3 protein-coding genes are annotated in these 2,813 nt (G+C 75.3%); all 3 read left to right on the forward strand.

Annotated features, from left to right (window positions below):
* On the forward strand, positions 1–1,064 hold a 1,064-nt coding region (locus E1269_RS31905; RefSeq protein ID WP_131902271.1), incomplete at its 5' end, for a vWA domain-containing protein.
* Positions 1,045–2,163, forward strand: a complete 1,119-nt coding sequence (locus E1269_RS31910) for an XdhC family protein (RefSeq protein ID WP_131902273.1) — start codon at positions 1,045–1,047, stop codon at positions 2,161–2,163. The genes E1269_RS31905 and E1269_RS31910, both read left to right, overlap by 20 nt.
* Positions 2,153–2,740 (forward strand): nucleotidyltransferase family protein, encoded by a 588-nt coding sequence (locus E1269_RS31915; protein ID WP_131902275.1) that lies wholly within the window; start codon positions 2,153–2,155, stop codon positions 2,738–2,740. Before E1269_RS31910 ends, E1269_RS31915 begins: the two co-directional genes overlap by 11 nt.
* The last annotated feature ends 73 nt before the right edge of the window (positions 2,741–2,813 follow it).

Consider the following 2,813-nt stretch of genomic DNA (forward strand, 5'->3'; position numbering starts at 1 on the left):
CCCGGGTGCACGCGATGCTGGCGGCCCTGGACGCGCTGGGCGCCGGCTCGCTGCGGTCGGTGTACTGGTCCGGGCGGGTGACGCTGTGCGCGTCGCCGGAGGACGTCGAGCGCTACGACCGGGTGTTCGCCGCGTACTTCGGCGGGCAGGGGACGACGCCGTCGCGGGTGCGGGTCCCGCCGGTTCAGCGACTGGTCGCGGTGCCCGCCGATCCCGCCGTCGAGCCCGACGGGCAACGCGCCGGCGACCCGCCGCCGGAGCTGCTGGCCACTGCGAGCCGGGCCGAGGTGCTCCGATACCGCGACGTCGCCACGCTCAGCGCCGCCGACCGCGCCGAGGTGCACCGCTACGTCAGCGCGCTGCTGCTCGCGGCGCCGGACCGGCCGACGCGGCGGCTGCGCCCGACCCCGTCGGGCCCGGTCGACGCCCGCCGCACCGTTCGGAGCATGCTCAGGCACGGCGGCGAGCCGGTCGAGCTCCGTCGCCACCGGCACGGACGGCGGCAGCGGCGGCTGGTCTTCGTCATCGACGTCAGCGGGTCCATGGCGCCGTACGCCGAGACGCTGCTGCGGTTCGCGCACGCGGCCTGCCGCGCGCGGCCAGGCACCGAGGTGTTCACGGTCGGGACCCGGCTCACCCGCGTCACCCGGGAGCTGCGCGGCCGAGAGCCGAGTGCGGCGCTGGCGGCGGCTTCGGCCGCGATCCCGGACTGGAGCGGCGGAACCCGGCTCGGCGACGAGCTCAAGGAGTTCCTGGACCGGTGGGGCCAGCGCGGCACCGCACGCGGCGCCGTCGTCGTCATCGGCAGCGACGGCTGGGAGCGTGGCGACCCCGGCCTGCTCGGCGCGCAGATGGCTCGGCTGTCCCGGCTGGCGCGACGTATCGTGTGGGTGAACCCGCATCGCGGCCGGCCGGGCTACACCCCCAGCACCGGCGGCATGCGGGCGGCGCTCCCGTACGTCGACCGGCTGGTCGCCGGGCACTCGCTGGGGGCCATGGAGGAGCTGGCCCGCGTGCTCGACGGGCCCCGGAGGGGTGGTGGCCATGCACGAGGTGATGCATGAGCTGGTGTCCGCCGTCCGCGACGGGCGGCGCACCGGCCTGGTCACCGTCGTCAGCACGTTCGAGTCCGCCCCCCGCCCGCCCGGCGCCTCCATGGCGGTCACCCACGACGGCGAGGCCGTCGGCAGCGTGTCCGGTGGCTGCATCGAGGGGGCGGTGTACGAGCTCGCGCAGGAGGTCATGGACGGCCGGCCGCCGGTTCTGCAGCGGTACGGGGTCAGCGACGACGACGCGTTCGCCGTCGGCCTGACCTGCGGCGGCATCATCGACGTGTTCGTGGAGGCGATCGACGCGACGACGTTCCCGTCGCTGCCGGACCTGGCGTCGAGCGTGGACTCGTCCGACCCGGTGGCGACGGCCACCATCGTGGCCGGACCGGGCCCCGTCGGCGCCCACTCGGTCATCTGGCCGGACCGAGTGGCCGGCACGCTCGGCGGGCAGCGGCTCGATGACGCCGTCACCGACGACGCCCGCGGCATGCTCGACCAGGGCATGACCGGCATCCGCCGTTACGGAGCCGACGGCGAACGGCGGCTGGACGACCTGCAGGTGTTCGTTCAGTCGTTCGCGCCGCGGCCGCGGATGCTGGTGTTCGGCGCCATCGACTTCGCCGCCGCCCTGGTGCGGATCGGGCGCTTCCTCGGCTACCACGTGACGGTGTGCGACGCGCGGCCGGTCTTCGCGACGCCGCGGCGCTTCCCCGACGCCGACGAGGTCATCGTGAAGTGGCCGCACGACTACCTGGCGTCGACGCCGGTCGACGCGCGCACCGTCATCTGCGTGCTCACCCACGACCCCAAGTTCGACGTGCCCCTGCTGGAGGCCGCCGTGCGCACCCCGGCCGCGTACATCGGCGTCATGGGGTCGCGGCGCACCCACGACGACCGGGTCGCCCGGCTACGCTCCCGCGGGATCGGCGACGACGATCTGGCGCGGCTGTCGTCGCCGCTGGGCTTGGACATCGGCGCCCGGACGCCTGAGGAGACCGCGGTGTCGATCGCGGCCGAGATCGTCGCGGCACGGTGGGGCGGCAGCGGGCGGCGGCTGCGCGACACCACCGGGCCGATCCACCGTGAGCCACTCGCGGCGGATGTCCGCTGAGCCGAGTGCCGGTCCCGCGGGGCTGGTTCTCGCCGCGGGGTCGGGGTCGCGGTTCGGAGCGCCGAAAGCGCTGGTCGAGCTGGAGGGAGAGCGGCTGGTCGACCGTGCCGTGCGGCTGCTCGGGGCGGCGTGCCGGCCGGTGGTGGTCGTCTCGGGTGCGGTGTCGCTGACGGTGCCGGGCGCGATCGTCGTGCACAACCCGGACTGGGCGACCGGCATGGGTTCGTCGCTGCGGACAGGCCTGCGGGCACTGTCGGGCGCCGGGTTCGAGCGGATCGGCGCTGTGGTGGTGGCGCTGGTCGATCAGCCCTGGGTCGGGCCCGAGGCGGTCTCGCGGCTGTGCGCGGCCTGGATCGACGACGGTGCCCGGGTCGCCGTCGCGACCTACGACGGACGGCGCGGCAACCCGGTGCTCCTGGACCGCTCGGTGTGGCCGGAGGTCATGGCGGCGGCGACGGGGGACGTGGGGGCGCGTGCGTTCATCGTCGCCCGTCCCGACCTGGTGACGACCGTTCCCTGCGACGGCACCGGCCGCCCCGACGACGTCGACACCCCCTCCGACCTCCCCGCGGACTGACCGCGGCCCATGATCAAGCGGCGACGGTGTGGGGCCACCACGAGGACTTCACGCGCTTCACCAGGCCTACAAG

The sequence above is a fragment of the Jiangella asiatica genome, assembly GCF_004349065.1.
GTDB lineage: Bacteria > Actinomycetota > Actinomycetes > Jiangellales > Jiangellaceae > Jiangella > Jiangella asiatica.

Coding starts and splice junctions, on each gene's coding strand:
- E1269_RS31915 (WP_131902275.1), top strand. CDS start 2,153: ATGTCCGCTGAGCCGAGTGCCGGTCCCGCGGGGCTGGTTCTCGCCGCG.
- E1269_RS31910 (WP_131902273.1), top strand. CDS start 1,045: ATGCACGAGGTGATGCATGAGCTGGTGTCCGCCGTCCGCGACGGGCGG.